Source organism: Streptomyces sp. 135, from assembly GCF_020026305.1.
In the GTDB taxonomy this organism is placed as follows: Bacteria; Actinomycetota; Actinomycetes; order Streptomycetales; family Streptomycetaceae; genus Streptomyces.
This window is the reverse complement of record NZ_CP075691.1, coordinates 1,212,459-1,238,731: the sequence shown is the minus strand read 5'-3', so window position 1 is coordinate 1,238,731 and position 26,273 is coordinate 1,212,459. Positions and strand designations below refer to the sequence as shown.

31 protein-coding genes are annotated in these 26,273 nt (G+C 71.2%); 18 read left to right on the top strand and 13 right to left on the bottom strand.

The features are described from left to right. Positions 1 to 58: 58 nt before the first annotated feature. Complete coding sequence (locus KKZ08_RS05735) at positions 59 to 700, top strand: cysteine hydrolase (RefSeq protein ID WP_223773406.1); 642 nt, start codon at positions 59 to 61, stop codon at positions 698 to 700. Positions 701 to 730: 30 nt separating this feature from the next. Here the strand turns inward: KKZ08_RS05735 and KKZ08_RS05730 are convergent, their stop codons facing one another. After that, positions 731 to 1,576 (bottom strand): class I SAM-dependent methyltransferase, encoded by an 846-nt coding sequence (locus KKZ08_RS05730; protein ID WP_223778923.1) that lies wholly within the window; start codon positions 1,574 to 1,576, stop codon positions 731 to 733. A gap of 127 nt (positions 1,577 to 1,703) precedes the next feature. Here KKZ08_RS05730 and KKZ08_RS05725 point away from each other — a divergent pair, with 127 nt between their 5' ends. Next, the gene (locus KKZ08_RS05725; RefSeq protein ID WP_223773405.1) at positions 1,704 to 2,324 is read left to right on the top strand and encodes a TetR/AcrR family transcriptional regulator; all 621 of its coding nucleotides are present in this window, start codon (positions 1,704 to 1,706) and stop codon (positions 2,322 to 2,324) included. On the opposite strand, the gene KKZ08_RS05720 is transcribed toward KKZ08_RS05725, so the two are convergent. Continuing rightward, the gene (locus tag KKZ08_RS05720) at positions 2,321 to 2,782 is read right to left on the bottom strand and encodes a Rieske (2Fe-2S) protein (RefSeq protein WP_223773404.1); all 462 of its coding nucleotides are present in this window, start codon (positions 2,780 to 2,782) and stop codon (positions 2,321 to 2,323) included. The genes KKZ08_RS05725 and KKZ08_RS05720 overlap by 4 nt on opposite strands. Positions 2,783 to 2,906: 124 nt before the next feature. Between KKZ08_RS05720 and KKZ08_RS05715 the strand changes: the two genes are divergently transcribed. From KKZ08_RS05715 to KKZ08_RS05690, 6 genes are all read left to right on the top strand, one after another. Next, the gene (locus KKZ08_RS05715) at positions 2,907 to 3,701 is read left to right on the top strand and encodes a HipA family kinase (RefSeq protein ID WP_223773403.1); all 795 of its coding nucleotides are present in this window, start codon (positions 2,907 to 2,909) and stop codon (positions 3,699 to 3,701) included. Further along, entirely contained in the window at positions 3,698 to 4,081 is a 384-nt protein-coding gene (locus KKZ08_RS05710; RefSeq protein WP_223773402.1) for a DUF3037 domain-containing protein, read from the top strand. The genes KKZ08_RS05715 and KKZ08_RS05710 overlap by 4 nt, the downstream gene beginning before the upstream one ends. Before the next feature lie 177 nt (positions 4,082 to 4,258). Beyond that, a complete protein-coding gene (fabG, locus tag KKZ08_RS05705; RefSeq protein ID WP_223773401.1) occupies positions 4,259 to 5,020 on the top strand; it encodes a 3-oxoacyl-ACP reductase FabG in 762 nt (253 codons plus the stop codon). Between the two features lie 17 nt (positions 5,021 to 5,037). Continuing rightward, positions 5,038 to 5,823, top strand: coding sequence for an SDR family oxidoreductase (locus tag KKZ08_RS05700; RefSeq protein WP_223773400.1), 786 nt, complete (start codon positions 5,038 to 5,040; stop codon positions 5,821 to 5,823). Positions 5,824 to 5,996: 173 nt separating this feature from the next. Then, the gene (locus KKZ08_RS05695) at positions 5,997 to 7,580 is read left to right on the top strand and encodes an ABC transporter substrate-binding protein (protein WP_223773399.1); all 1,584 of its coding nucleotides are present in this window, start codon (positions 5,997 to 5,999) and stop codon (positions 7,578 to 7,580) included. A 119-nt stretch (positions 7,581 to 7,699) separates the two neighbouring features. Next, positions 7,700 to 8,383 carry a uracil-DNA glycosylase gene (locus tag KKZ08_RS05690; RefSeq protein WP_223773398.1) on the top strand — a complete coding sequence of 228 codons (684 nt, stop codon included), beginning with the start codon at positions 7,700 to 7,702 and terminating at the stop codon, positions 8,381 to 8,383. Between the two features lies 1 nt (position 8,384). On the opposite strand, the gene KKZ08_RS05685 is transcribed toward KKZ08_RS05690, so the two are convergent. After that, positions 8,385 to 8,831, bottom strand: coding sequence for a DUF3224 domain-containing protein (locus KKZ08_RS05685; RefSeq protein ID WP_223773397.1), 447 nt, complete (start codon positions 8,829 to 8,831; stop codon positions 8,385 to 8,387). 98 nt (positions 8,832 to 8,929) lie between these two features. Between KKZ08_RS05685 and KKZ08_RS05680 the strand changes: the two genes are divergently transcribed. Together KKZ08_RS05680 and KKZ08_RS05675 are read left to right on the top strand one after the other, a co-directional pair. Further along, positions 8,930 to 9,892 (top strand): WYL domain-containing protein, encoded by a 963-nt coding sequence (locus KKZ08_RS05680; protein ID WP_223773396.1) that lies wholly within the window; start codon positions 8,930 to 8,932, stop codon positions 9,890 to 9,892. A 98-nt stretch (positions 9,893 to 9,990) separates the two neighbouring features. Further along, positions 9,991 to 10,479, top strand: coding sequence for a hypothetical protein (locus tag KKZ08_RS05675; protein ID WP_223773395.1), 489 nt, complete (start codon positions 9,991 to 9,993; stop codon positions 10,477 to 10,479). A gap of 191 nt (positions 10,480 to 10,670) precedes the next feature. On the opposite strand, the gene KKZ08_RS05670 is transcribed toward KKZ08_RS05675, so the two are convergent. Continuing rightward, positions 10,671 to 10,832, bottom strand: a complete 162-nt coding sequence (locus KKZ08_RS05670; RefSeq protein WP_223773394.1) for a hypothetical protein — start codon at positions 10,830 to 10,832, stop codon at positions 10,671 to 10,673. 807 nt (positions 10,833 to 11,639) lie between these two features. On the opposite strand from KKZ08_RS05670, the gene KKZ08_RS05665 reads away from it, so the two are divergent. Beyond that, a complete protein-coding gene (locus tag KKZ08_RS05665) occupies positions 11,640 to 12,545 on the top strand; it encodes a Gfo/Idh/MocA family oxidoreductase (RefSeq protein WP_223778922.1) in 906 nt (301 codons plus the stop codon). Here the strand turns inward: KKZ08_RS05665 and lnt are convergent. Both lnt and KKZ08_RS05655 read right to left on the bottom strand, forming a co-directional pair. Further along, positions 12,469 to 14,190 (bottom strand): apolipoprotein N-acyltransferase, encoded by a 1,722-nt coding sequence (gene lnt / locus KKZ08_RS05660; RefSeq protein WP_223773393.1) that lies wholly within the window; start codon positions 14,188 to 14,190, stop codon positions 12,469 to 12,471. The two genes, KKZ08_RS05665 and lnt, sit on opposite strands and share 77 nt — an antisense overlap. Positions 14,191 to 14,331: 141 nt before the next feature. Beyond that, a complete protein-coding gene (locus KKZ08_RS05655) occupies positions 14,332 to 14,829 on the bottom strand; it encodes a nuclear transport factor 2 family protein (protein ID WP_223773392.1) in 498 nt (165 codons plus the stop codon). A 194-nt stretch (positions 14,830 to 15,023) separates the two neighbouring features. On the opposite strand from KKZ08_RS05655, the gene KKZ08_RS05650 reads away from it, so the two are divergent. Next, entirely contained in the window at positions 15,024 to 15,167 is a 144-nt protein-coding gene (locus tag KKZ08_RS05650) for a hypothetical protein (RefSeq protein ID WP_167515894.1), read from the top strand. Between the two features lie 98 nt (positions 15,168 to 15,265). Here the strand turns inward: KKZ08_RS05650 and KKZ08_RS05645 are convergent, their stop codons facing one another. Beyond that, positions 15,266 to 15,445, bottom strand: coding sequence for a hypothetical protein (locus tag KKZ08_RS05645; protein ID WP_223773391.1), 180 nt, complete (start codon positions 15,443 to 15,445; stop codon positions 15,266 to 15,268). A gap of 548 nt (positions 15,446 to 15,993) precedes the next feature. Here KKZ08_RS05645 and KKZ08_RS05640 point away from each other — a divergent pair. The 4 genes from KKZ08_RS05640 to KKZ08_RS05625 all read left to right on the top strand — a co-directional run bounded on the left by KKZ08_RS05640 (position 15,994) and on the right by KKZ08_RS05625 (position 18,872). Then, entirely contained in the window at positions 15,994 to 16,464 is a 471-nt protein-coding gene (locus KKZ08_RS05640; RefSeq protein ID WP_223773390.1) for a hypothetical protein, read from the top strand. Between the two features lie 205 nt (positions 16,465 to 16,669). Further along, the gene (locus KKZ08_RS05635; protein ID WP_223778921.1) at positions 16,670 to 17,896 is read left to right on the top strand and encodes an MFS transporter; all 1,227 of its coding nucleotides are present in this window, start codon (positions 16,670 to 16,672) and stop codon (positions 17,894 to 17,896) included. A gap of 64 nt (positions 17,897 to 17,960) precedes the next feature. Next, entirely contained in the window at positions 17,961 to 18,371 is a 411-nt protein-coding gene (locus KKZ08_RS05630) for a hypothetical protein (RefSeq protein ID WP_223773389.1), read from the top strand. 270 nt (positions 18,372 to 18,641) lie between these two features. Beyond that, on the top strand, positions 18,642 to 18,872 hold the full coding sequence (locus KKZ08_RS05625; RefSeq protein ID WP_223773388.1) for a hypothetical protein: 231 nt from the start codon (positions 18,642 to 18,644) through the stop codon (positions 18,870 to 18,872). 170 nt (positions 18,873 to 19,042) lie between these two features. On the opposite strand, the gene KKZ08_RS05620 is transcribed toward KKZ08_RS05625, so the two are convergent. The 5 genes from KKZ08_RS05620 to KKZ08_RS05595 all read right to left on the bottom strand — a co-directional run bounded on the left by KKZ08_RS05620 (position 19,043) and on the right by KKZ08_RS05595 (position 23,318). Then, positions 19,043 to 19,294, bottom strand: coding sequence for a hypothetical protein (locus tag KKZ08_RS05620; RefSeq protein WP_223773387.1), 252 nt, complete (start codon positions 19,292 to 19,294; stop codon positions 19,043 to 19,045). Between the two features lie 94 nt (positions 19,295 to 19,388). After that, a complete protein-coding gene (locus KKZ08_RS05615) occupies positions 19,389 to 19,766 on the bottom strand; it encodes a hypothetical protein (protein ID WP_223773386.1) in 378 nt (125 codons plus the stop codon). Positions 19,767 to 20,387: 621 nt separating this feature from the next. Beyond that, positions 20,388 to 20,960 (bottom strand): Uma2 family endonuclease, encoded by a 573-nt coding sequence (locus KKZ08_RS05605; RefSeq protein WP_223773385.1) that lies wholly within the window; start codon positions 20,958 to 20,960, stop codon positions 20,388 to 20,390. A gap of 759 nt (positions 20,961 to 21,719) precedes the next feature. Next, positions 21,720 to 22,592, bottom strand: coding sequence for an undecaprenyl-diphosphate phosphatase (locus KKZ08_RS05600; protein WP_223773384.1), 873 nt, complete (start codon positions 22,590 to 22,592; stop codon positions 21,720 to 21,722). A gap of 264 nt (positions 22,593 to 22,856) precedes the next feature. After that, entirely contained in the window at positions 22,857 to 23,318 is a 462-nt protein-coding gene (locus KKZ08_RS05595; protein WP_223773383.1) for a helix-turn-helix domain-containing protein, read from the bottom strand. Positions 23,319 to 23,462: 144 nt separating this feature from the next. On the opposite strand from KKZ08_RS05595, the gene KKZ08_RS05590 reads away from it, so the two are divergent. Next, on the top strand, positions 23,463 to 24,632 hold the full coding sequence (locus KKZ08_RS05590; RefSeq protein WP_223773382.1) for a thiolase family protein: 1,170 nt from the start codon (positions 23,463 to 23,465) through the stop codon (positions 24,630 to 24,632). A gap of 35 nt (positions 24,633 to 24,667) precedes the next feature. Here the strand turns inward: KKZ08_RS05590 and KKZ08_RS05585 are convergent, their stop codons facing one another. Further along, the gene (locus KKZ08_RS05585; RefSeq protein WP_223773381.1) at positions 24,668 to 25,375 is read right to left on the bottom strand and encodes a TVP38/TMEM64 family protein; all 708 of its coding nucleotides are present in this window, start codon (positions 25,373 to 25,375) and stop codon (positions 24,668 to 24,670) included. A 49-nt stretch (positions 25,376 to 25,424) separates the two neighbouring features. On the opposite strand from KKZ08_RS05585, the gene KKZ08_RS05580 reads away from it, so the two are divergent. After that, on the top strand, positions 25,425 to 26,123 hold the full coding sequence (locus KKZ08_RS05580; RefSeq protein WP_223773380.1) for a DNA alkylation repair protein: 699 nt from the start codon (positions 25,425 to 25,427) through the stop codon (positions 26,121 to 26,123). Positions 26,124 to 26,273 lie beyond the last annotated feature (150 nt).

The window sequence follows — 26,273 nt, the reverse complement described above, 5'->3', positions numbered from 1 at the left end:
TCCGGCACCGGCCGCCGCCGGGGGCCGACCGCTCCGGACGTCCGCGACAGGGGGAGCCATGCCGTCGTACGAACAGCTCAGGGAGATCCTCCACCCGGCCACCACCGTCCTGCTGACCGTCGAGTGCCAGCAGGGCGTCGTGGGCACCGAGAGCGCGCTGCCCGAACTCGCCGAGGAGGCACGGTCGTCCGGCGCCCTCGCCAATGTCGCGCGGCTGGTGATCGCGGCCCACCACAGCGGCGTCCAGGTCGTGCACGCGGTCGCCGAGCGGCGTCCCGACGGGCGCGGCGCCAGCCGCAACGCACGGCTCTTCCGCGCCGCCGAGCGGCTGCCCGTGCAGCAGCTCTCCGGGACGAGGGCCGTGCGGATCGCGCCGCCCGTCGAGGTGGCCGACGAGGACCTCGTCGTACGCCGTCTGCACGGCCTCTCGCCGCTCGCGGGAACCGGCGTCGACCCGCTGCTGCGCAACCTCGGCTGCCGCACCCTCCTCGTCACCGGCGTCTCCGCCAACGTCGCGATCCCCAACGCCGTGTTCGACGCGGTGAACCTCGGCTACACCGCAGTCGTGCCCGCCGACGCCATCGCGGGGGTCCCCGCCGACTACACGCCCGCGATGGTCCGCAACACCCTCACGCTGGTCGCCACCGTCACGAGCACACAGGACGTACTGGGCGTGTGGAAGCGGCCGCGCAGGGCGTAGGCGCCGGTCGGCCGGTCCACGGCCTCCCTGCTACCGCGGGCGTTCGGCCGTCACCAGCCAGGCGGTGCTCCGCAGCCGCAGCGCGCCGTCACGCTCGTACGGGCGCAGCAGGTCCGTCAGGGTGCGGCGGGCGCGCTCCTGCTCCGCTGGACCGACCTGGGCGAGCAGGTGGTGGCCGGGGCCGGAGCCCAGCAGGAAGGCGGCCGCCTCGTCGGCGTCCCGGCCCCAGACGCCGTACGCCTCCACGTGCCTGACGCCGAGCCGGACGAACCCCGCGGCGGCCAGGATGCCGCGCGTGCGCTCCGGGTCGGCCAGCGAGAACATGCCGGGGCCACCCGGCTCGCCGAAGCCGCCGATCGGCAGGATGTCGCGCAGGTCCGCCACGGCCTGGAGCCACTCGCTGCCCTCGGCCTCGGCGGCGCAGACGAAGGCGGCGCGGCCGCCGGGGCGCAGGGCTCCCGCGATGTTGGTGAACGCGGCGACCGGGTCACCGAAGAACATCACGCCGAAGCGGCTGATCGCGACGTCGTACGTGCCCGGCTCGAAGCGGTGGACCTGGGCGTCGCCCTGCGCGAACGCCACATTGCCGAGCCCTTCTCGACGGGCGAGGGCCCGGGCGCGCTCCAGCATCGGCCCCGACAGGTCGAGCCCCAGGGCGTGGCCTGCGCCCACCCGCCGCGCGGCCTGCCGGGTCGTGGCCCCGGCGCCGCAGCCGACGTCCAGGACGCGGTCGCCGCCGACCAGCACCGCGGCCGTGAGGAGGGGCTCCGTGAAGCCCGCGTTCACGGCGTCCCAGCGGTCTTGGTTGCGGGCCCAGTGGTGGCCTTCGTAGCCGTTCCATGCCTGCGCCTGCTCGGGGTTGGCGGTCTGCTCCATCTGCTCCATGGACTGCCTCCTGGGAGACGTGGCCTTGGCCACGGTGGGGCGCCGGGCTAGTATGGGCGCTCGCCCAAACAGTATGGGCGAGCGCCCAAACCGGCAATCCCTTATGCAGGAGAAGTGCATGTCACCGCGTGGAGTCGCGATCCCCGGCCTGCGCGAGCGGCTGTTCGACGCCGCCGAGCGCGTACTGGCCCGCGAGGGCCCGGCGGCCCTGACGAGCAGGGCCGTCACAGGTGAGGCGGGGTGCGCCAAGGGGGTGCTGCACACGCACTTCGAAGGCCTTGACGCGTTCGTCGCGGAGCTGGTCCTCGACCGCTTCGCCCGCACCGCGCGCCGGGCCGCCGAACTCCCGGCCCTGGCGGGCCGGTCGACCGTGGCGGAGAACCTCACCTCGGTCGCGCTGGCCCTGCTGGGCTCCTTGGACCCCGCCGTCGTGGGCCTGGCCATGACGCGCGCGGACGCGGCTCTGCGGATCCGCACGGCCCTGGCCGAGGGCGCGCCCGGCTTCGCGGCCATCGAGGAGTCGGTCACCGCCTACCTGGACGCCGAGGTGCGGCGCGGACGGCTCGCGGCGGCCACGGACACTGCGGCCGCCGCGCTCGCGCTCGTCGGCACCGTCCACCATCTCCTCATGACCGGCCGGGGAGGGGCCTCCGGTCCCCGGGAGCGGGTGGAGCGGCTGGTGGCGCTGCTCGTCGGGCCCGCTCCGGCAGGGGAGTGCGGCGCGGGCCCGACGGTCTAGGCGAGCCGGATCGAGTCACCGTCCACGGAGATCTCGGCCGCCGGCAGCGGACGGGTCGCCGGCTTCTGCTCGACGCCGCCGTCGGCGATGGAGAACTTGCTGCCGTGACAAGGGCAGTTGATGGTGCCCCCTTCGACGCTCGTCACCGGGCACCGCTTGTGGGTGCAGAGGTTCGAGAAGGCCTTGAACTCGCCCTTGGTGGGCTGGGTGACCACCACTCCTTCCTCCTTGAAGATCTTGCCGCCGCCTACGGGGATGTCCCCCGTCCTGGCGAGCACGGTCCCGGTGGCCCCGTCGCCGCCGGAGGACTCCGCGCCCGCCGGTGCGGTGGAGTCGTCGCCGCCGCTGTCACCGTCGGCGCCGCACGCGGTCAGGGCGGCGGCGAGCCCCGCGCCGCCGATCGTGGCCACGACGGTGCGGCGGCGGGGCCGGGAGAAGGGTTCATCGGAAGTCGTCATGCCCGGTGGTACGGCCCCGCGCGCCGCCGCGTTCAAACGCCCGAGGACTTCCACGGAAGCCCGGTCCGAGAGCGCACCCGGGGAAGGTGATCGAACAGCTCCACCCCGCAAGTAACCTGGGGCGATGCTCACCGAAGTCACCGCGGTCCGCTACGTCACGCCCCTGCGGGAGGGCGGATCGCTGCCCGGCGTCGTAGAGGCCGCCGACACCCACGGCGCGTACGCGACGTACGTCATGAAGTTCACCGGCGCGGGCCAGGGCCGCAAGACGCTCGTCGCCGAGGTGATCTGCGGGGAGCTGGCGCGCCGCCTGGGGCTGCGCGTGCCGCGGCTCGTCCAGATCATGCTCGATCCCGTCATCGGCCTCGGCGAACCCGACCAGGAGGTGCAGGAACTCCTGAAGTCGAGCGGCGGTGCCAACCTCGGCATGGACTTCCTCTCGGGCGCGCTCGGCTTCGACCCCCTCGCCCACGACGTGGCCCCGGCAGAGGCGGGCCGCGTCGTCTGGTTCGACGCCCTGATCAACAACGTGGACCGGTCCTGGCGCAATCCCAACCTCCTCCTGTGGCACGGCGACCTGTGGCTGATCGACCACGGCGCCAGCATGATCTGGCACCACAACTGGCGCACCGCCCAGACCGCGGCCGCCAAGCCGTACGACGCCTCCGACCACGTCCTCGCCCCCTACGGACCCGACATCGCGTCGGCCGCCGCCGAACTCGCCCCGCTCGTCACCGAGGACCTGCTCACCGAGGTCACCGCCGAGGTGCCCGACGCGTGGCTGCTCGACGAGCCCGGCTTCGAGAACCCGGACGACGTACGCCGCGCCTACGTGTCGGCGCTGCTGCCGCGCGCCGGGACCATCCACGAACGGATCGCCCTCGGCGAGCCGCGGCCGAAGAAGGGTGCCACCAAGTGACGCAGCGGGACGTCTTCGAGTACGCGCTGGTGCGCGTGGTGCCGCGCGTGGAGCGCGGCGAGCAGTTCAACGCGGGCGTGGTGGTCTACTGCCGCGCCAAGGCGTACGTGGCCGCCCGCACCCATCTCGACGAAGGCAAGCTGCGGGCGCTCGACCCCGCCGCCGATGTCGAGGGCATCCGGGCCGCGCTCCGCGCCGTCGAACGGATCTGCGAGGGCGGCGAGGCCGCGGGCCAGGCGGAGCGCGACGACGCGGGGCGCCGCTTCCGCTGGCTCATCGCGCCGCGCTCCACGGTGGTGCAGCCGGGCCCCGTGCACACCGGTCTGACGGCGGATCCCGTGGCCGAGGTGGACCGCCTGCTCGACCTGTTGGTCAGGTAGCGCTTGGTGAGGTATCGCGTCACAGCTCGCATGTCTGCCGTTGACACCCGGTGCCAGGGCTTCTAGCGTCTCGTCCAGCTGAAGGTACTAAGCGGTCGCTCATCCCGGGGGCGTACCGTGGAGCAGCATCAGAGCCGCATTCCGTAGAGCCGCATCCCAAGGGCGAGGAGAACCAGCATGTCCACCACTGAGCAGCGTGTCGCGGTCGTGACCGGAGGAGCGCGAGGCATCGGTGCGGCCACCGCCGTACGGCTCGCCGCCGAGGGTCGCGCCGTGGCCGTCATCGACCTCGACGAGGCCGCCTGCAAGGACACCGTCGAGCGGATCACCGCGGCCGGCGGCAAGGCGCTCGCGGTCGGCTGCGACGTCTCCGACGAGGCCCAGGTCGAGGCCGCGGTCGCCCGTATCGCCCAGGAGCTCGGCGCGCCGACGATCCTCGTCAACAACGCCGGTGTGCTGCGCGACAACCTCCTCTTCAAGATGAGCGCGAGCGACTGGGACACGGTCATGAACGTGCACCTGCGCGGCGCCTTCCTGATGTCGAAGGCCTGCCAGAAGCACATGGTGGACGCGAATTTCGGCCGGATCGTGAACCTCTCCTCGTCCTCCGCGCTCGGCAACCGCGGCCAGGTCAACTACGCCGCCGCCAAGGCCGGACTCCAGGGCTTCACCAAGACCCTGGCCAAGGAGCTCGGCAAGTTCGGCGTCACCGCCAACTCCGTCGCCCCCGGGTTCATCGTCACCGAGATGACCAAGGCCACGGCCGACCGCGTCGGCATGGACTTCGAGGAGTTCCAGGCCGCCGCCGCCACGCAGATCCCGGTGCAGCGCGTCGGCCGCCCCGAGGACATCGCCAACGCCATCGCCTTCTTCACGGGCGACGACGCGGGCTTCGTCTCCGGGCAGGTCATGTACGTCGCCGGCGGCCCGCTCAACTGACCCGGAAGGCGAAGATCATGGCAGCACAGGACAGCGCGGCACAGGACGGCGCGGTACGGGACAGCGGGAAGGCCGCGCTCGTCACCGGCGCGAGCCGCGGCATCGGCTACGGCATCGCCGAGGCACTGGTCGCCCGTGGCGACCGCGTCTGCATCACCGGACGCAACGAGGACGCCCTCAAGGAAGCCGTCGAGAAGCTCGGCTCCGACCGGGTCATCGGCGTCGCGGGAAAGGCCCACGACGAGGCGCACCAGGCCGTCGCCGTCGAGCGCATGATGGAGGCGTTCGGCCGGGTCGACTTCCTGATCAACAACGCCGGTACGAACCCGGTGTTCGGCCCGATCGCCGAACTCGACCTCAGCGTGGCGCGCAAGGTGTACGAGACCAACGTCATCTCGGCGCTCGGCTTCGCGCAGCAGACCTGGAGGGCCTGGCAGAGCGAGAACGGCGGCGCGATCGTCAACATCGCCTCCGTCGCCGGCGTCTCCGCCTCGCCCTTCATCGGGGCGTACGGAATGAGCAAGGCCGCCATGGTCAACCTCAGCCTCCAGCTGGCGCACGAGTTCGCGCCGAAGGTGCGCGTGAACTCCATCGCCCCCGCGGTCGTCAAGACCAAGTTCGCCCAGGCGCTGTACGAGGGCCGTGAGGCGGAGGCCGCCGCCTCCTACCCGCTCGGCAGGCTCGGCGTGCCCGAGGACATCGGCGGTGCGGCCGCCTTCCTCACCTCCGCCCAGTCCGACTGGATCACCGGCCAGACACTCGTGGTCGATGGCGGCATCTTCCTCAATGCGGGCGTCGGCTGACGAAGCCCGCACAACCACCGGGTACGCCGCCAAAAGCGACGTACACGCGCATCAAGTGCCCTGTCGGCGCCATGGGTTGGCCCGGCGGGGCACTGCGATATTGTCTCCCGACCCCATGGCATGGCCGATCGAGGAGCGTGCGCGTGTTCAGTGAAGTTCCCCTTGCGAAGCGTATGAGGGGTCTGCGTCCGGTGTCGGCGCTCGCGTCCATGTCCCTGCTGGCCGGCTGCGGGATGCTGCCCTCGGACGGGCCGGACGAGGAAGAGCTGATCACCGTCGGCACGATGAGCGCGCCCAGCACCCTGGATCCGGCCAAGGCCTGGGACAGCTCGTGGGAGCTCTACCGGAACGTCTTCCAGACCCTGCTCAGCTTCCCTTCGGGGGCCACCGAGCCGGAGCCGGACGCCGCCGAGTCGTGCGAGTTCTCGGACGCCTCCAACAAGGTGTTCACCTGTGAGCTGCGCGAAGGGCTGACGTTCTCCGACGGCGACACACTGGACGCGGCGGCCGTCAAGTACTCCTTCGACCGGATGCGGACCCTTGAGGCCAAGGGTGTGGTGAAGGGCGGCCCCATGGGGCTGCTCGGCTCGCTCGACACGGTCACCACCAAGGGGGACCGGACCGTCGTCTTCCGCCTCAAGAAGGCGGACGCGACGTTCCCGTTCGTGCTGTCGGCGCCCGCCATGTCGATCGTCGATCCCGGCGACTACCCGGCGGACAAGCTCCGCACGGGCGACCGGATCACCGGCTCGGGGCCGTACACCCTGGAGGCGTACACCCCCAACGAGAAGGCCGAGCTGGTCAAGAACAGCAACTACAAGGGCGCGGCCGACGTCAAGAACGACGCCGTCACCATCCGCTACTTCAAGAAGTCGTCGGCGATGGTCGACGCCCTCAAGAAGAAGCAGATCGACGTCACCTTCCGCGGCCTGGCCGCCGAGGACATCGTCGCCATGCAGAACAGGGGCCGGCGCGAGCAGGACATCGAACTCGTCGAGGGCGCGGGCACCGAGATCCGCTACCTGGTGTTCAACACCAAGGACCCCTGGGCGCGCAAGCTCCCGGTCCGGCAGGCCTTCGCACAGCTCGTCGACCGGGCCGCCATCGCCCACAAGATCTACAAGGACACCGTCGAGCCGCTCTACTCGATGGTGCCCAGGGGCCTCACGGGCCACGCCACCGGGTTCTTCGACGACTACGGCAACCCCAGCACGGCCAAGGCCAGGAAGATCCTCACCGACGCCGGGATCACCGCGCCCGTCCCGCTCACGCTCTGGTACACCAGCGACCGCTACGGATCGGCCACCGCGCCGGAGTTCGCCGAGATCGAACGGCAGCTCGAGGCGTCCGGGCTCTTCCGGATCACGCTCAAGAGCCGCCCGTGGACCGAGTTCCAGGACGGCTACAGCAAGGGCGAATACCCGGTCTTCGGACGCGGATGGTTCCCGGACTTCCCCGACGCGGACAACTACATCGCGCCGTTCGTCGGCCCGAAGAACGTGCACAACATGCCGTACCTGTCCAAGGAGATCACCGACGAGGTGCTGCCGCGCGAGCGCAGGGAGACCGACCGGGGCGCGGTGATCGACGACTTCGAGCGGGCCCAGGAGATCCTCGTCGAGGACGTCAGGCTGCTTCCGCTCTGGCAGGGCAAGCAGTACATCATGTCCAGCGAGGAGATAGCGGGCGGCGAGCGCGCCCTCGACCCCTCGGCGATCATGATGATGTGGGAACTCCAGCGCAAGACGAGCTGGTAGCAGGGCCGACCGGTCGGGGAGAGGCGGCCGGACCAGGGGAAACAGGGCGCCGGTCCGATTGTCAGTGGGCGCCGGTAGGTTCTTCCGTGAGAAGTGACCGCACACCGGAGGTTGTTGACGTGACCGACATCGCCATGCTGCCCGCGTCCTGGCGCGGAGTCCTCGGCGAGGAGCTCCAGAAGCCCTACTTCAAGGAGCTCACCGAGTTCGTCGAGCGGGAGCGGGCGACGGGCCCCGTCTACCCTCCGCGCGAGGAGGTCTTCGCCGCTCTCGAGGCGACGCCCTACGAGCGCGTGAAGGTCCTGGTCCTCGGCCAGGACCCCTACCACGGCGCGGGCCAGGGCCACGGCCTGTGCTTCTCCGTGCGCCCCGGCGTGAAGACCCCGCCCTCCCTGAGGAACATCTACAAGGAGATGCAGGCGGAGCTCGGCCACCCCGTGCCGGACAACGGCTACTTGATGCCGTGGGCCGAGCAGGGCGTCCTGCTCCTGAACGCGGTCCTCACGGTCCGCGCCGGTGAGGCCAACTCCCACAAGGGCAAGGGCTGGGAGAAGTTCACCGACGCCGTGATCCGCGCGGTGGCCGAGCGCCCCGACCCCGCCGTCTTCGTCCTGTGGGGGAACTACGCCCAGAAGAAGCTCCCGCTCATCGACGAGGAGCGCCACGCCGTCGTGAAGGGCGCGCACCCCTCGCCGCTGTCCGCGAAGAAGTTCTTCGGTTCGCGCCCCTTCACGCAGATCAACGAAGCGGTCGCCGCGCAGGGGCACGACCCGATCGACTGGCGGATCCCCGACCTCGGCTGACCTAGCCCGCGCCGACCGTGTAGTCGAACGCGTACGGGGTGGACTTCTCCCCGTACCGCGCGGTGAACGTGCCGGTCCCGGTGAGCCCGGCCAGTTCACCGGTACCGGAGCCGGGCAGCACGGTGAAGGCGCACTCGATGGCGTCGTCCAGGAACGAACCGCGCTGCTCGATGATGAACGAGCCCTTGCGCCCGTCGAGCATGCCGTCGATGAACTCGTAGCCGACGTACGCGCCCGTCGTCTCGCTCGTGTACGCGATGGTGTACTGGCAGGAGGTGCCCGCCGCCTCGATGGCCCCGGAGTAGTCGTTGACGACGGCGGCGTGGGTGGTGCGGACGCCGCCCTCCGCGCCGGCGACCGGCCGCTCGTCCCAGTCGGCGAAGGTGAAGGTGCCGACGGTGCTGTTGGTGCCGACGGTGTCGATGGTGCTGCCGGTGTTCGCGGTCATGTGGATCCTCCTGGAAACGATCAGTTGTGTCGCCGTGAGGAGGACTCTGCCGTGCGTACCTGACACCTTCTGTCAGGTACCGGGGCAGACTGGGGGCCATGCGCGCCGACCGCCTTCTCGCCCTCCTCCTGCTGCTCCAGAACCGCGGGCGCATGACCGCGCCCGAACTCGCCGAGGAGCTTGAGGTCTCGGTCAGGACCGTCTACCGGGACGCCGAGGCGCTCGCCGCATCCGGGGTGCCGGTCTACGCCGAGCGGGGCCCGGCGGGCGGCTTCCGGCTGCTCGACGGCTACCGCACCCGGCTGACGGGCCTCACCGACGACGAGGCCGACTCCCTCGCCCTCGCCGGCATGCCGGGGGCCGCGGCCGACCTCGGCCTCGGCGCGGAACTGGCCACCGCTCAGCTGAAGTTGACCGCCGCGCTGCCCACGGGCCTCGGGGAGCGGTCGCGGCGCATCCAGGAGCGATTCCATCTCGACGCGGCGGCGTGGTTCCGCACGGCCGAGCCGGCGCCGCAGCTCGCCGTGATCGCCGAAGCCGTGTGGCGCGAGCGGGTGTTGACGGCGCGCTACCGGCGCTGGGGCGGTCAGGTCGACCGGGAACTGCACCCCTTGGGGCTGGTGCTCAAGGCGGGCAACTGGTACCTCGTGGCGTGCGCCGACGACAACGTACGTACGTATCGGGTCTCGCGGTTCCTGACGGTGACGGTGACGGAGGAGCCCTGCGTGCGCCCCGCCGGGTTCGACCTGGCGGCGTACTGGGACGAGGCCTCGCGTGGCCTGGAGGCGCGGGTGCTGCGGAGCACCGCGCGGCTGAGGGTCTCCCGATCGGGGCTGAGGCTGCTGCCCGCGATGTTCGGCGCGGCGGGGGCGCGGGCCGTGGAGGGCGCGGGTGAGGCCGACGCGGAGGGCTGGGCGGAGGTCGACCTCGAAGTGGAGGAGCTGCCGGTGGCCGTGAGCGACATCCTCCGGCTCGGCCTGGAGGCGGAGGTGCTCGGGCCGCCCGGGCTCCGCGCCGAGGTGGCCAGAAGCGTCACCGGGCTGGCCCAGCGGTACGCGTGAGCGCCGCCTTCGCCGAACGTGCCTGACCGCGATTGTCAGTGGTGGCCGCTAGCGTCGTGAGGGATGGGGGCGATGGCCGCACGACCACGGAGGACCCGGTGACGGAGCAACAGGAGCAGACGGCGGAAGACGCGATGATGACGCGGATCGGGCAGGCGGTCATGTTGCATCACGGCGGCGACCGCGAGGAGGCGCAGGGCCGCTTCCTCGGTCTGTGGGGGGAGATCGGCGAGGACGGCGACCCGCTGCACCGGTGCACCCTCGCGCACTACATGGCGGACACGCAGGAGGACCCCTCCGCGGAACTGGCCTGGGACCTGCGGGCGTTGTCGGCGGCGGACGAGCTCACGGACGCCCGCGTGGCCGAACACCACCAGTCGCTCGCGGTGCGCGGCTTCTACCCGTCCCTGCACCTCAACCTCGCGGCGGACTACTTGAAGCTCGGCCGCCCCGAAGCGGCCCGCAGCCATCTGCGCCGGGCCCGCGGCGCGGTCGGCGCGCTGGAGGACGACGGATACGGAAACGGCATCAAGGCGGCCATCGCGAGGCTGGAGCGGGAGGTGGGGGAGGGCAGCGAGGAGGAGTGACGGGGGTGAGGCCGGGAGGGCGGGCGGCTTCGGGGGTTCACGGGATCGCGGGCGCGCAGCGGCGGACACGGGGGTGTCGCCGCCGCGTGTCCGGCCCGGGACTCCCGGAGCCGCCGCGCACGGGCCGGGGGCTTTGTCCCGACTCGACGCCCGTCCACGTCAACGCCCGTGCGCAGCCACGCTCGTACGCATCAACGCCCGTACACGTTCCGGCAGATGTCCGACTCGGGGCTGCCCGGCCGCCAGCCGCCGTAGGCCTCGCCGAGCGCGCAGACGTCCGTGGCGGGCGGCGGCGGCAGGGACGGGCGGGTCGGTGGCGCCCGCGTCGGGCCGGGCGGCGGGGGCCTGCGCACCGGCGGTGGCTGCGGTTGCGGCTGCTCGGGGCGGGGCGCCGGTGCGTAGGTGCGGGCGACGGCGGCGGGCCTCCGGGAAGCGGGGCTGCGGGCGGGCCCGCGGTCACCAGCGCCTCGCGGGCGGGAGCCTGCTCGATCTGCGGCCTGCTTCTCCCGTCCGTGCGGGGCGCGGCAGGCGCTGCGGTGGTCGCGGCGGGGGCGGACCGGGGCGGCCGCTCGACGCTCACGCAGCCGGAGGCGGTGGCCGAGACGGCCACGGAGACGAGGAGCGCGGTGGCGGTGGTGGTCGTCGATCTGTGCATCCGCACAACTCTCCGTGTGCGGGCGCCCCTTGGGGCCGAAACGCGGGAGAGGATGCCCCGCATGGGTGACGGGGCGCGTCGTGCGGACGCGTGGGTCGGGCCTCTGCCCGGGGCCGCGCGCCACATCACCGGGCGCCCGGCGGCGACTTCGCGGCGGGCCCAGCCGCCCTCGGCGCGGCTCCCCCGTGCCACGGGCGGTGTCGGACGGGCCGCGTGCCTCCCGGTTGACTGCCCCTTTTACGATCCGCCACGAGCCCCCGCCCATCGCCGTACGTGACGCCCTCATCTCCACGCCACCCGCGGCTCGGCCCGGACCTCATCCTGCGAGGCCTCGCCGCCATCGCCGGTCGGTGACCGCCGCAGGCCCCGTATGCTGCGGGAACGACGACAGGGGCCTTGCGCGGACGGCGCGGGGCACGGGGCGCGAGCTCGGCACGGCGGTAGGTCGGCGGTAGACCCGCGGCAGGCCGGCGGCAGAGGTGAGGGAGACGTGAGGGAGACCATGGTGAAGATCGGCTGCATCGGGCTGGGTGACATCGCGCAGAAGGCGTATCTGCCCGTCCTCACCGCCCAGCCCGGGGTCGAGCTGCACCTCCAGACCCGCACGCCCGCGACGCTCGCCCGCGTCGCCGGCGTCCACCACGTCCCGGACGCCCACTGCCACACCGAGCTGGACGCGCTGCTCGCCCAGGGCCTCGACGCCGCCTTCGTGCACGCGCCGACCGCCGTGCACCCCGAGATCGTCACGCGGCTCATCGAGGCGGGCGTACCGACGTACGTCGACAAGCCCCTCGCCTACGAACTCGCCGACTCCGAGCGCCTCGTGCGCCTCGCCGAGAACCGTGGCGTCAGCCTCGCCGTCGGCTTCAACCGCCGCTACGCGCCCGGTTACGCCCAGTGCGCCGACCACCCGCGCGACCTGATCCTGATGCAGAAGAACCGCGTCGGGCTGCCCGAGGACCCGCGCACGCTCGTGCTCGACGACTTCATCCATGTCGTGGACACGCTGCGCTTCCTGGTGCCCGGGCCGGTCGACGACGTGGGCGTGCGCGCCCGGGTCGTCGACGGGCTCATGGAGCACGTCGTGCTGCAACTGGCCGGCGACGGCTTCACGGCGATCGGTGTGATGAACCGGCTCAGCGGTTCGACGGAGGAGATCCTCGAGGTCTCCGGGCAGGACAGCAAGCGGCAGGTGGTCAACCTCGCCGACGTCATCGACCACAAGGGGCAGCCCACCGTGCGGCGGCGCGGCGACTGGGTGCCGGTGGCCAGGCAGCGCGGCATCGAGCAGGTCGTCCTCGCCTTCCTCGACGCCGTGCGCGCGGGCCAGGTCCTCAGCGCCCGGGATGCGCTGGCGACCCATGAACTGTGCGAGCGCGTGGTCCTCGCCGCTCAGGGACAGGGCGCCTGAGGGCGCGCGCGCCCTCGGCCGCGCAGAGCGCCGCGAGCACCAGGAGCGCGCCGTGCACCGGCCAGTCGCCCCACCGTACGTACGCGGTGACGCCCTCGGCCAGCGGTATGTCGTAGACCGCGGCGGCGCTCGCGGAGGTGCCGAGCGGTTCCCCGACGCGTGAACCGTCCGCGGCGTGCACCGCGGAGACGCCGGTGAGGGTGGCGTGCACCATGGGGCGGCCCGTCTCGGCGGCGCGCACCGCCGCGAGCGAGGCGTGCTGCTCGGGCGCCCAGCTGGCCTGGAACGACGACGTGGCGGACTGGGCGATCAGCAGTCGGGCGCCGTCCCGGGTGAGCTGCCTGCTCATGTCGGGGAACGCCGACTCGAAGCAGACCAGCGGCCCCACCCGCAGGCCGTGCCCGGCGTCCATCACCACCTGGCGGTCGCCGCGCCTGCGGTCCTCGCCCGCGGCCTTGCCGACGGAGGTCGCCCAGCCGAGGAGGGAGCGCGCCGGTATGTACTCCCCGAAGGGCACGAGCCGCATCTTGTCGTAGCGGTCACCGGTCGGCCCGTCCGGGCCGACGAGCACGGAGCTCTTGAAGATGCCGGGCCGGTCGGAGCGGCGCGCGTCGACGTTCACCAGGATGTCGGCGCCGACGTCGCGGGAGAGCGCGGCGATGCGGCGGGCCACGTCGGGCCGGTCCGCCAGATCGAAGCCGACGCTGCTCTCGCCCCAAACGACCAGGTCCAAGTCCCGCCCGGCGAGGGAGCGGGTCAGCTCCTCCTCGCGAGCGAACCGCTTCTCGGGGCCCGCGATGCCGTTGATGACCCCGGGCTGCACGACGGCGACCCGGATCTGCCCCGCCGCTTCCGGCCGTGGGGCCCAGGCCGAGACCGCGGCGGTGACGACGGCGATGGTGGCGAGCCCGGCGAGGGCGGGCGTGACGAGCCCGGCGGGGGTGGGGGCCGTGGGGGAGGCGGGTTTCACGGACACCGGGCGGGAGGCCGGCTTCGGGATCATCGCCGGGGAGGCGGGCTTCGGGGCCCCCGCGAGCCCCCTGCCCCGGGCCCAGGCGACGATCAGCAGCGCGAACCCCACGTTGACGGCCACCACCAGCGCGCTGACCAGCCAGACGCCGCCCACGGAGGCGAGCCGCAGGGCCGGGGTCAGCTGCCACTGGCTGGAGCCGAGCAGACCCCAGGGGCCACCCAACCCCTCCCACGACCTGACCAGTTCGACCATCAGCCAGCCCGAGGGGAGGGCCACCAGCGCGACCACCGCGCGCCCCGGCGTCGGTATGCCGCCGAGTAGCCGCCGCACCAGCCAGCCCCAGGGCGCCCACAACAGGCCGAGCAGCGCGGCTATGACGATCGTGAACACATGCAGGCTCGGCAGCAGCCAGTGGTGTACGGCGACCATGAAGCCGAGGCCGCCGAGCCAGCCGTCTACCATGGCCCGCCGCCCGGTCGGGGCCGTGCGGGCCAGGAGCATCCAGGGGACCAGCGCCACGTACGCGAACCACCACAGCGACGGCGCGGGGAACGCGAGGGCGGGCAGCGCCCCGGCCAAGACGGCGATTCCGCCCCGCCGGCGCCGTGACGCGAGCAGCCGCTCGGCGCGGGCCCGAAGCCGCCACCGCCGGTCGTCGCCGAACTGATCCATGCAGCGCCTCCCTAGATCCCCGACGCCCGGACGTGTACCCAGTGTGCGCGCCGCCGACGATCTAGAACAGTGGGCATTTGTTCGGATGGCGCGAGCAGAGACTGGGGGCGGCCGGGGGTGCGCAGGGGGGGGCGCTCGGCGTCAGTCCTTGGCGGGCGTCGCGCGCGGTTGGTCGCCGACACGGCGCCACTTCTCCCGCACCGCCACCTCGCGCAGCCGCCAGCCGCCGTGCGTACGCAGCAGCGCGAAGGCGTACCGCCCGCCGCAGACGAAGTCGGGCGCGGAGGAAGACTTGGTGCCTCCCGGAGGGGCCGCGAACCGCATGGGGTTCACATAGTCGGCCCGTACGCGCGCGGAGTCACCGATGTCCTGGTCCAGCGTGCCGAACTCCAGTCGGCGGTTGACGATCAGGTGCTGGCGCATCGGGAACATCCGCATCGTCTCGGTCAGCCAGGCGGCCACCTCGGCGGCGTCTCCCTCGATGCCGCCGGCGGAGCGGTAGTCGGCGCGCCCTCCAGGGGCGAACAACTGCTGGTAGGCGTCCCAGTCACCGTCGTCGACGGTCACCGCGTACTCGGTGATGAGGGCATCGATGGCCAACCGGTCGATCACGGCGGCCAGTTCCACGCGCTGCGTCATCGGCTCAGTGTTGGGCACGGGAGGTGCCGCGCCAAGGGGTGTGCAGGAAGGAAGAGCCGGCGGGGCGGCGAGGTGGCGGGGCGGCGAAAACGTGGTCGTGGCAGAACTGTCCCTTCGACCATGTCCGTACGGCGCTTCAGCGGGTACACGGAGGGTGCACGGACCGCTCGCTACTCGCGTCATAGGAGAACGACATGCCAGGACTGATGACGAAGATCAAGCAGTTCGTCCAGAGCCCTCAGGGCCGACGCACCGTCGCACAGGTGCGCCGCGCCTCCGCCGATCCGCGGCGACGGGCCCAGGCCCAGCGGTTCCTGGGCGGCCTGCGCCGACGGTGACGCCGGTCGGCGGTCCGCTCCCACCGCCGGGAGCGGACCGTGGCCCGGCAGGCGTGACTCTTGCGTTCCCCCGGCCGGTCGGCCGGCAGCGCCGCGCGTCAGGCGGCCTTCACCATCTCGGCACGGACCGCCGCCGCCCACTCCGTCACGAGCTGTTCGTACTCCCTGCGCTGTTCGGGCGTGAGGCGGCCGCCCGCGCGCAGCCACAGGCCGCGTATGCGCTCGTTCAGTTCCACGGAAGAGCGCACGGAACCATGGGTCGGTGGGGTTAAGGGCATGGCGCCAAGCCTAGGGGATGGGTACGACAATCGGAACTGTCAGCTACCGCACACCTCCGCCAGGTGATCGGCCCCGGCCTCCGCTCCCGGGTCGCCGCCTCCATATCCGTATGGAACGGTGGAAAGCGACTCAGCGGTCCCCGCCGTAGCGGTGGTTCCGACCCGAACCACCACTCTCTGGCGGAACCCGTCGTTCCTATCCGGAAGAGGTGGCTCCATGTCCTCGAAGCGACGCCGCAAGAAGAAGTCCCGCCGTAAGCACGCGGCCAACCACGGCCGCCGCCCGCAGTCCTGAGACCAGGGCCGCGCGGGGCGGCCGAAGCCCCTCGGCGCCCCACCGGGAGAGCCGCGGTGCCCCCGGCGAATCCGCCACCGCCCCGCGCGGAGCAGCACGATCCGCGAAGACATGCCCACCCACGACCCCGAGCGCGTCCCCGACGCGGCGGGGTCTCGCCGTTCCCGCCCTCGGCGACACTCTCCGACGCTACGATCCGGATCTTCGCGCGCGCCTGGCCAGACGCGCCGCAGCCGGAACGGAGGAGAGGCAGATGTGGTCCACCCTGATCGCGGTGCTCGGCACACTGGGCGGCGCCGCCCTGGCCGGCCTCACCGCACACTGGACGGACCGCCGCGCCCGTGCCCTCGAGCACCGCCAGCGGGTCCTCGATGCCACCGCGCAGCTGCTCGCCGCCGCCCTGGCGTTCCGCGAGCAGTACTGGCTCCAGGTCGCCGATCTACGCGACGGCGTAGCCCTGGGCAGGGAAGCCCGGGCCGACCTGTACCGAGCCCGCTCGGCCGTCACCGCGGCCTTCGACCGCCTGGCGCTGACCGTGACCGACCCGGAGCTGACCGCCATCGCGGTCGAGGCCGCGTGGTCGGCCATCGACCTGGGTGACATCACCCTGGGAGACGTACGGGACGGGCGGTTCACCGACGACGTCGAAGCCGCTCTCGACGCAGGACGGGAGCGCAGCCGGGACGCGCACACGGCGCTGCGCAGCGCCGCCCAAGCCTGGTAGATACCCAGTCCGCTGCCATGGAGCGTGCTGCGACGGGCAATGACGGGGTGCCGTGTCCGTCACTTCATTGCGTGGGCCGTTGTCGGCGGAAACGCGACGTCACCCGTCAAGGGCAAGGGTGCGGTCGCAGATCTGCCAGCCGCCTCTCTATGAGGCCTGCTGGACTGATCGCGAAAACGCGCTGACCTTCACAGGACGGAACACCATGCCGACAACCACCTCCGTTTCGGTCGACGGCCAACTCATATCCTCTCGGTCACCGCTGACGGGGTGGCCGGCCGTGGTCTCGGTGATGCTGGGAATCTTCGCCATCGTCACCACCGAGATCCTGCCGATCGGTCTGCTGACCTCGATCGGAACCAGTTTCACCGTCTCGGACGGGATGGCCGGGCTGATGATGACCATGCCCGGCTTCCTCGCGGCGATCGCCGCTCCGCTGGTCACCACGGCCACGGCACGCTTCGATCGCAGACTGATGCTCTGCGTCTTCATGCTCCTGCTGGCACTGGCGAACTTCCTTGCCGCCGCGGCACCCGACTACTGGCTCGTACTGACCTCCCGCGTCATGGTCGGGATCACGATCGGCGGCTTCTGGTCGATCGGCGCGGGGTTGGCGGAACGACTGGTACCGCCGGCTTCGGTCGGCAGGGCAACCGCTGTGATCTTCTCTGCCGTCCCGCTGGGATCCGTCCTCGGCGTGCCGATGGGTACGCTCATCGGAGACCTCGCCGGATGGCGAACGGCCTTCGCCCTCATGGGAGTTCTGGCGGTCGGCGTACTGGTCATGCTGCTCTTGTTCGTGCCGCCGCTTCCCCCGGTCCAGGCCACCCGACTGAGCGTCCTGGGCGGCATGCTCCGCAGCTCCGGCACCCGCTTCGCACTCCTGCTGACGTTCCTGGTTGTCCTGGCCCACTTCGGTGCCTACACCTACGTGACACCGTTCCTGGAACAGGTCACCCATGCCGGCGACGGTCTGGTCACTGCGTTCTTGCTGCTCTACGGTGCCGCCGGCATTCTCGGCAACTTCCTGGGCGGCGCCTGGGTGGCCCGGTACCCGCGGACCGTCTTCGGGCTCGCGGCCGGTCTGATCGCCGCGGCGACCCTCCTGCTTCCGACGTTGGGCCGTTGGGAGGCGGGCGCAGTATTGCTGCTGGTCGTGTGGGGCGTCGCGTATGGCGCTGTACCGGTGGCGTCGCAGACCTGGTTCGCCAAGAGCGCGCCGCATGCCCCGGAAGCGGCATCGGTCCTGTTCACCGCCTCCTTCCAGGCGACGATCTCCCTTGGCGCACTCGTAGGGGGAGCCGTCCTGGACCGCACCTCTCCGTCCGCGGTCATGCTGCTGGGCGGTTGCACCGCGGCTCTCATGGTCCTGGCGGTGGGGATACGTTTCGCCGAGCCTCTCCCCGGCCCCGACTGCAAGGGGCGGCCCTGACCGCACAGGGACTCGCCTGGCTGGAAGCAGTGCTTCCAGCCCACTACGAGGGAATTGAACGGGTATGGAGAACCGGACCAGCGGAGAGACAGAGCGCCAGGCCGCCGCCAACCGCCTCTGGCAGCACGGCCTCCACGAAGACAACGTGCGCTACCAGCAGGGCAACCTCCTCTTGGTCGCCCAGTCCTTACTGGCAGTGGCGTACAGCACGACGTTGAACACTGGTGACGACCCTCAACCAGCGCGAGTGATCGCAGCGTTCGGCATCGCACTCGCCGCTATCTGGGCCTACGTCGGGCATCGCCACTTCAGGTACAGCGCAGCGCTCCGGCGTCGCATCGCCGACGTGATCCCCGAATACGCGGAGACGCGCGCCACCTGCCAGCCGCGAGGCATGAGTACAGCGCCCGTGCTCGTCTACGTACTGCCGTCGCTCGCCGCCGTCATGTGGGCGGTCCTGCTCCTGATCACCTGAGAAGCCTCATGCTGTACGTGAGCACCGGCCAGTCGGCCGCAGGTAGGCCCGCATGGATCCAAGGCCATCAACAGTCCGGCGGTTCTGCTTTGATCATGTACTCCGTCAAGGAATGAGCTGAACCCGCAGGCGTAGCCATTGCCTTGCCGCGCCCGAAGCTGCCGATGCTTGCTCGACCGCTGACAACGGCTGCTCGTATCTGTTACTTGACCCCTCGGCTGTGTAACGAGCGCGAATCATGGGCTGGGCGGGTAAGGAGTCGATGGCCACGTGGAGTTCATCGACCTCGGCAGCCAGCGAGTCATGATGGATCTTGCGGTGGTGGTCCATCTCTACAACTCCCACCAGCACGATCCCTGGCGCGCGACTGTCGCGGCGAACGTCTCGGTCGTCTGCATGGCGCCAGCTTTCCCACATCACTGGAACCCAGCCCATCGATCACCCGGCGCTGGCAATGTGGACCCCTCTCATCATCCGTACCAGGGGGTACACATGGGGTGAATCAACAAGGCCAAGGCGGACGCCGCGGCCACGCAGGCACGCGAGGCCTACGCAGCGGGGCAGAGCACCATTGTCTTCAAGATCATTGAAGCGAACATGAGCCACCGGGTTCCAAGATGCACGTCCTGTCGGACGCGAACGGACTGCCCCTCCTCGTCGGCGTCTAGCGTTCAGCGACGGCTTCTCGGGACCTTGTCCAGGTGCGGCGCGAGCCTCTCGATCATCTTCCTCATGGTCTCGTCTGCCGCCTTCTCCCACAAGTCACCGGCCAGCTGCTGGCCGTTCTCCTGGGCCGCAGCGTGGCGGTGCTGGACGACGGCATTCACCAGGGGGCGTTCCATCGTCGCCGCCGCGAACATGGTCTTCCCGTACTGGTGGTACGCCTGGTTGATCAGGTCTATCTGAGCTGGTTTGAAGTCCATGCCCCAGTCTCGCGGCGGTCGTTGAAGTGGTGCGAGGGAGTGTGCGTCCCGGCCTCATATCCCTGACCCACGGTGCAAGGTAGAGCCACGTTCGCTACCGGTTCCGGCCACGTGCCGCGGGGTCGCGCAGTACGACCCCGCCGCCCGTTGACGGGGGGATGACTGGCAGGGCCCGGCCCAGCTCCCGGATCACGCCGAGCGGGCGGCGTAGCCGCAGCTCAGGGGTGCAGAGCCGTTTTCTGTGGGAAGATCTCACGCCCCGCCGCGCGCTCATGCTCACCAACGCGCGTTCGGCTGCCTGCTCCTCGTCCTGGTCCACCTCGACGCTCTCCCAGCCCTCGGTGTACCGCAGCACGTTGGACAGCGTCCCGTAGTCGGCGGCGCCACCCGGGCCCTCGAAGGGCGAGTGCAGGACCGTTGACAGCGCCTGCCGCACCCAGCGGGCGACGGTGGCCTCGTCCCCCTCGGGCATCCACGGGTAGTAGGGCACTCGCCCGATTTCACCCAGTGCCTCGTTGAGCGCTTCGAACTTCGGGCCGGTACTTGGGCTGGAAGCAGAGCCTGGCCACCAACCTGTGAGTGCTGTCCAGCGAGCCGGGCGGAGCGGGCAGGCATGGGAACGGACGACCGCTGCCGCTGCGGTGGAGCCCGTTACGGCAGGCCGGTGGCCATCGCGTACGACTCCGCCACCACGGCCGGGATCAACGAGGCGGGTCTTGGCGCACATCTGCCGTGGCTGGCCGAATCGGACTATGGGGAGCGCGACCCGCGCCTGCCGACCGTGAGCGCCGCACTGTGGATGCGGTACCTCCTGGACCGCTTCCCCACCGTCGCCGAGGCGGCCGACGCGCTGGAGGTCGAACTTTCCCAGGTGCGCCCACAGGGTGACGCCCACGCGGGCACGTGGAGCATGGTGCACCTGGCGCTTGACCACGCCATGGGAGACTCGGCGGTCGTCGAGTGCGGATACCTGCTCGCGACGTCACCGGCCGGTACGAGCCCCGTGAACCGTTCCCCTTCGCCCTCGCGGGGGTGTGAGGCGGCTTACGCTTTCCTGTTCGCGAAGCCGTGGTCTGGCGTCCGGGAGGGGCGGTCAGGGCACGAGGCTGTCGAGGTCGATGTCGAGGGGGACGGGGACGGAGACCTTCAACCGGTTGCGGTGGATGCCGGTGGCCACGTAGGTGCTGGTCATGGTGTCGAGTTCGTAGGTGTGGACGGTGGGGGCGCCGGTCTCGTCCTCGACGCGCCAGAAGTGGGGGATTCTGGCCTGTGCGTACTTGAAGGGCTTCAGGGAACGGTCGCGGTCCGCCGACTCCTCCGAGACGACCTCGATGACCAGGGCGACGTCTTCGGGCGCATACCACGTCCGGTCGGGGTCGTATGGGGCAGTCGTGACCAGGATGTCCGGCTCGGGGCGGCTCTTCTTGTCGAGCCTGACGGTCATCTCACGCTCGGCGTCGAACCCGACGGGGGCGGCCTGGCGCAGGGCGAAGGTCAGGTTCTCCACCAGCCGGGCGTGCCAGGACCGCTGCGGCGACATCATGAAGATCAGCGCTCCGTCGATGAGTTCGGTGTGCCGCGGTGCCTGGGCGAGGAGGTCGAGGTCATCGGCTTCCCAGCCGCTGATCCTGGGCGGGATCATCCAGTCGGGGAGTTCGGCGGTCACGGCTTCCTCCAGGCGCCTCAAAGAGGTCAGGGGCCCTCATCCCGGATCGCGGACACGGGCGCAACGCTGGTGTCAGCATAGTCGAGCGACCGGACCTCTCACTCGGCCCGTGTGGGTCCGAGGGGCCGGAGGCAGGTGATCATCTCGGTGTGGATCTGGACGACGTGGTCCATGGACGAGCTGCTTCGGCGGCGTGGTGCACGTCAGCTTGAAGCGCGGGGTCGAGGTCGGCCGACACCAGGCGTGCGATGTCGTCGAGATCGCAGTGGAAGCCCCCCGTCCTTGTCCTCACAGGTCAGGGGCCCCAAGTCGCGCCCTGGCGTACTGCGGTGCCGCGGCTGGTTCCCGGGTTCCGCCGAGCCGTGCGTTGCGTCAACTGGTGCTGGACGCGGCCTGCCACATGCGGGCCGCCCGCGCCCTCGACCGGCTCGCTCGGGACCTGGCCCTACAGCCGGTCGGCCTCACCGGCGATGCCTGGGACACGGCGGATGAGCGGCGGCGTTTCCTCGTGGTGGGGCCCGGCCTAGGCCGGACATGACCACAGCTGACCTGCCACCCTCTGTGCGGAAGGGCCCGCCCAGCTGCTGCTGTGCCAGCCCTTCCGCGTCATCCCCTACTTTGCCGACGCACACGTCCTAGTGGGGCGCATCCCGGCTTCCCGGTGGGAGATGAGTGGGAGACAAATGGGAGATGATCATGGCGTGGTGCTGCAATCAGACGCTAGGAAATGCTAGATAGCGCTGCCTGTACGGCCCTGGGTCAGCCCGCCGATTCGCCCGCGTGCGGACTCAGCACACCCATGCCGACCAGCACGACCAACACGATGCCCAGCAGGATCCGGTAGTAGACGAACGGCATGAAGCTCTTGGTCGTGATGAACTTCATGAACCACGCGATGACCGCGTAGCCGACCACGAACGCGATGATCGTGGCGAAGATCGTCGGGCCCCAGGAGACATGGCCCTCGCCCGCGTCCTTCAGCTCGAAGACGCCGGAGGCGAGGACGGCGGGGATCGCCAGGAGGAACGAGTAGCGCGCCGCCGCCTCGCGGGTGTAGCCCATGAGGAGGCCGCCGCTGATCGTGGCGCCGGAGCGGGAGACGCCCGGGATCAGGGCCATCGCCTGGCAGATGCCGAAGATCAGGCCGTCCCTGACGCCCAGCTCCTTGAGGCCCTTGCGGTGGCGTACGGCGCGGTGCCTGCCGCCGGTCTCGTCGCGGGCCGCCAGGCGGTCGGCGATGCCGAGGACAACGCCCATCACGATCAGCGTGGTGGCGATCAGCCGCAGGTCGCGGAAGGGGCCCTCGATCTGGTCCTTGAACGTCACGCCGAGGACGCCGATCGGGATCGAACCGACGATGACCAGCCAGCCCATCTGCGCGTCGTGGTCCGAGCGCGGCACCCTCCCGAGGAGCGAGCCGAACCACGCGGACACGATCCGCGCGATGTCCTTGCGGAAGTAGATCAGCACGGCCGTCTCGGTGCCGATCTGCGTGATCGCCGTGAACGCCGCGCCCGGGTCGTGCCAGCCGGCGAACGCCGCCGTCAGCCGCAGGTGCGCGCTGGAGGAGATCGGGAGGAACTCGGTCAGTCCCTGGACGAGCCCGAGGATGAAGGATTCAAACCAAGACATGAGAACTGCGCCGTCCAAGTACTGATCATCGGACCACCGAAGCGGTCGTAGCGGTCGTAGCGGTCATAGAGGGGCGTGCTGGGGCGTGCGGGAAGCGTGCGGGAGGCGTGGGCGGGCGGGCTCCGGAGAGGCGGAACGCCGGGAACGCGAGAGGGGCCCCGAGATCACCCCCCTCGTCGTGGGGCAGCGTAGCGGCCCTGGGTTACGGGGATGGGGGGAGGGCCGTCTTCGGCCGCCGGGCGGCCCGCGGGCCCCGGCGCCGCCCTACGCCGCCGAGGGGCCCGTCGTCGTCCAGCCCGGGGTCTGGGGATGCGCGGTGAGGTCCTCGTGGTGGACCGCGTCGCCGCAGGCCGAGCACGTCACCACCGGGATCAGCTCGTGGCCGCAGGTGTGCTCCAGGACCATCGGCCGGTCCCCGTCACCGCGCAGATGGCGGTCGCCCCACGCCATGAGCGTCATCAGGACCGGCTCCAGTTCGAGGCCGGCCGGCGTGGGCCGGTACCGGAAGCGCTGCGGGCGCTCGCTGTAGGCGACCTTCTCCAGGATCCCCGCCTCCACCAGCCGGCGAAGGCGCGTCGCGAGGATGTCGCGGGGCGCGCCGATGTTGCGTACGAGCTGGTCGAAGCGTTCGTTGCCGAGGCACACCTCGCGCAGCACGAGCAGCGAGTACTTCTCGCCGACGAGGGCGAGGGCGTCGGCGATGGAGCAGGGGCGCGGATCCTTCATGCGGGCAGTCTAGGGGGCGGGAAGAAGAGGGTTTGATTTTCCAACTCACAGGGCTATCGTGAGTCCAGATTTCCTACTCACTGGTAGCCCCGGGCCGGGAGCCCGGCGGTCCAGCAGCTCCGGTAGCCGAAAGAGGCCCGCATCATGCGTGACGCCGTCATCGTCGAAGCCGTACGCACCCCCGTCGGAAAGGGCAAGCCCAATGGCGCCCTCGCCGCCGTCCACCCCGTGGAACTCCTCGCCCACACCCTGCGCACCCTCGTCGAACGCAGCGGTATCGACCCCGCCCTGGTCGACGACGTGATCGGCGGCACCGTCGACCAGGTCGCCGAGCAGGCCATGAACACCACGCGCTACGCCGTCCTCTCGGCCGGCTTCCCCGAGTCCGTGCCCGCGACCACCGTCGACCGGCAGTGCGGCTCCTCCCAGCAGGCCGTGCACTTCGCGGCGCAGGGCGTCATGTCGGGGGCGTACGACATGGTTGTGGCCTGCGGTGTGGAGTCGATGAGCCGGGTGCCGATGTGGTCGAACGTGCCCGCCGGGGCCGATCCGTTCGGGCCCGGCATCGCCGAGCGCTACCCGGAGGGCCTGGTCCCGCAGGGCATCAGCGCCGAGCTGATCGCCGCCAAGTGGTCCCTCGGGCGCGAGCGCATGGACGCCTTCGCCACCACCTCGCACCAGCGGGCCGCGCGCGCCTGGGACGCGGGCCTCTTCGACGCCGAGACCGCGCCGATCGCGGGCCTGACCCGCGACGAGTCGGTACGCCCCGCCACCACGCCCGAGATCCTCGCCGGCCTGAAGCCCGCCTACTACGACCCGGGCTTCGGCGAGCGCTTCCCGCAGATCGACTGGTCGGTCACGGCGGGCAACTCCAGCCCCGTCAACGACGGCGCCTCCGCCGTCCTCATCACCACCAGCGAGCACGCGGCCCGGCTCGGCCTGCGCCCGCTCGCCCGCCTGCACAGCTTCGCCGTCACCGGCTCCGACCCGCTCCTCATGCTCACCGGCATCCTGCCCGCCACCGAGAAGGTGCTGGGCAAGGCGTCACTCACCCTCGACGACATCGATCTCTTCGAGGTCAACGAGGCCTTCGCGAGCGTCGTCCTGGCCTGGTTGCAGGAGACCGGCGCCGACCCCGAGAAAGTCAACGTGCACGGCGGCGCCATCGCGCTCGGCCACCCGCTGGGCGCCAGCGGCACCCGTCTGATGACCACGCTCGTCCACGCGATGCGCGCCCGCGGCGCCCGGTACGCGTTGCAGACCATGTGCGAGGCGGGCGGGCTCGCCAACGCCACGGTCCTCGAAGCGCTCTGACGGCCTGGCCGGCCCCCGCGAAGCCGAAGCCGACCTCAGCGGGGGCCGCGGAAGTGGTGGCGCTTGAACCATGCGACCGTCGCCCCGCCAAGGCCCGTCACCGCGATGAACCCCATCGCGATCAGGAAGGCGGGCGACGTCGGCGTCGAGGCCCGGGCACCCGCGATGACGTACGCCGCCGTGTTCGGGATCGACCCGAGGCCCGTGGCGAGAAGGAACGGCAGCCAACCCATGCGGGAGACCGCCGCGCAGTAGTTGGCGGCGGCGAACGGCACCCCCGGGAAGAGCCGCACGGCCAGCATCGACCGGAAGCCGTGCCGGCTGAACTGGCCGTCCGCCGCCTTCAGCCAGCGCCCCCGCAGCAGCGGCCGCAGCGCGTCCTGGCCCAGCATCCTGCCGAGCCCGAAGGCGATCCCGGCACCGAACACCGTGCCGGCGATCGCCGCGACGAGACCCGCCTGCGAACCGAAGAGCGCGCCCGCCGCCAGATTGAGCAGCGGCCGCGGCACGAACGCGGCGGTGCACGCCCCGTACGCCACCGCGAACAGGGCCACCGCCGTCGCGCCGCCCAACTGCGCGGGCCAGCCGTCGGACAGGAGCCGCTGCGGCTCGAACAGCAGCACGCACGTGCCCGCCGCCACGAGGAGCACCACGAGCAGCGACAGCCGCGACCACGGCGAGAGCAGCGCCCTGGCGCAGCGCACGGCGAGGCCCTGTGGCCGGGCGGTTGCGGTCTCGAACATCCGGGAAGACTAACCGGCCGATGTGTCTGATCGCCGTATGGTGCGTCTCATGAGCGTCACAGTCCCGAGAAGTGACCTGGCCGACGCGGTGCTCGACCGGCTCGTCGTGACGTACGCCTCGGCGGCCGATCCCCGGCAGGCGGCGCGTATGCGTACGTACATGAAGGACGTCGCCCCCTTCCTCGGCCTCGCCTCGCCCGCGCGCCGCGAACTGTCCCGCGCCGTCCTCGCCGGCACGCCCCGCCCCGACGAGGTCGACTGCGCGGCCATCGCGCTGCGCTGCTGGGAGCTGCCCGAGCGGGAGTACGCCTACTTCGCCGTGGACTATCTGCGCCGCCACGTGAAGCGGTGCTCGTCCGGTTTTCTGCCCGTCGTACGCCACCTCGTGACCACGCGCCCCTGGTGGGACACCGTCGACCTGCTCGCCGCGCACGTCGTCGGAGGGCTCGTCGCCGCCGACCAGCGCCTGCGCGCCGACATGGACGAGTGGATCGAGGACGAGGACATATGGGTGGCCCGCACGGCGCTCCTGCACCAGCTGCGCCACAAGGAGGCGACGGACGCCGAGCGTCTCTTCGCATACTGCCTGCGCCGGTCGGGGCACCCCGAATTCTTCGTCCGCAAGGCGATCGGCTGGTGTCTGCGCGAGTACGCCAAGACCGATCCGGACGCGGTACGCGCCTTCGTCGAGCGCGAGCGGGACCGGCTCGCGCCGCTGTCGGTGCGGGAGGCGCTGAAGAACCTCTGAACCGGCCGGGAGGGGGAGGGGGAGGCGCGGCGGCAACCGGGCGCTCACCTGGTCCCGTTCGGCGAAATTCATTCGACGTGCGTGACTCGTGTCGGCGAGGATCAGAGCCATGTTCCGGTACGCCTTCCTCGCAGCCACGCCCGCAGTCGC